A 1355-nucleotide genomic window follows, 5' to 3' on the forward strand; every position below is an offset into this window, starting at 1 on the left:
CGGCGGCTCGCATCGATATTTGTGTGAGGACCTTATGAATTCGTATCTTTTTATTCCGATCCCTTTTTTTGAACCGACCAAAGCGCCTCCCAATCCATCTTTCCGGATACCGATGAGATAGGTGTTTACATTTTTAGAAGGAGTATCCCAAAACGGATAAAGTTTTTAATGGGGAGGAATTACGAATGGCTATTATCGGCGGTAGAGCCCATTCCATTGAACAAATTCATCAAATAGGAAGACTCGGATACCCCTATGTGGAGATTTCTTTAGATGACCCGGATCAATTAGAGCAGGAGCTTGATGAACTCCTGAAAGCCAAAAACCAATATGGTATATACTTTTTGGCCCATTATCCCAATGAAGGCAATCCCGTTGATGTGACCAATCTCAGGGACCGTTTCCTGCCCCGAATGAAAAGGCTTTTTGAGTTGTCGGCTTCCCTGGCCATAACGAAAGGAACGTTCCACTTCTGGCTGGATGAAAGAAGGTTGCACCCAGAGGTGATTTTCCAAAAAATTGAGCTCATAGCAGAAATGGTGAATTCGGCCAGAGACAGGGGAATTGTTTTGTGCCTTGAGAATTTGAGTGAACCTTATCCCAGTTTTGTCCAGGCTTTTAATCAGGTTCCTGATCTAAAGATGACCTTGGATATAGGCCATGCCCAGCTTCTGACGGAGGAAAATACCTCCTTTGGATTTATCCAAAATTGTTTTGGCTGGATAAAGCATATCCATGTCCACGACAACCTTGGAGGTTCGTCCCACAAAGACGACCTGCACCTGCCTCTTGGCGCGGGGATCGTAGATTATCCGCGTATATTCTCCCTTCTCAAAGAAAAAGGGTATGCTTCGACTATGACCATGGAAGTAAAGCCCTTCGAAATGGAAAGAACCAGGGATGAAATCCTTACCTACCTGAAATAAATTACTTGTTTTGGCCAGGAAAGATTATCCTGTTAGAAAGGGATAACGCCCCTGGGTGCGGCCCTTCCTACGAGACTAGATTCGAACTTCCCGCTGGAATCGCTCTGAACCCACGATAAATTTCACGGTAGCGAAAGAACCCAAAATTGTGCCTAAGATACCCGGGGACAAGACGCTTTGGCCGGCTAAAAAGAGGCCGTGCAATGAGGTACGATTCAACAGTGCGGCCGAAAGCATTTGTTCGCTCGAGCGCATTACGCCGTAGGCCGATCCTTCGGGGCTGTTGACCCAATCCCGGATGGTCAAAGGCGTAAAGATGTCGAGGATCTGTAAGCCATGAAAAGGGCCCATAATCTTTTCCGTTTTTCCAATGATTTCATGAGCCAGATCCAGCTTCTTTTTGAGGTAATCCGGGCCGCGCCGGCCGGA

General features: G+C 46.6%; 1 protein-coding gene and 1 pseudogene. One reads left to right on the top strand and one right to left on the bottom strand.

From position 1 onward, the window contains the following. Nucleotides 1-185: 185 nt before the first annotated feature. On the top strand, nucleotides 186-926 hold the full coding sequence (locus ACYC56_RS14110) for a sugar phosphate isomerase/epimerase family protein (protein WP_461374810.1): 741 nt from the start codon (nucleotides 186-188) through the stop codon (nucleotides 924-926). Between the two features lie 75 nt (nucleotides 927-1001). On the opposite strand, the pseudogene ACYC56_RS14115 reads toward ACYC56_RS14110, so the two are convergent. Next, a pseudogene (locus ACYC56_RS14115) lies at nucleotides 1002-1355 on the bottom strand (hypothetical protein); the annotation flags it as partial.

It is taken from the genome of Candidatus Aquicultor sp. (genome assembly GCF_054640775.1).

Bases quoted from the DNA above. Each gene is read 5' to 3' on its own strand.
- ACYC56_RS14110 (WP_461374810.1), top strand. From the start codon at position 186: ATGGCTATTATCGGCGGTAGAGCCCATTCCATTGAACAAATTCATCAA.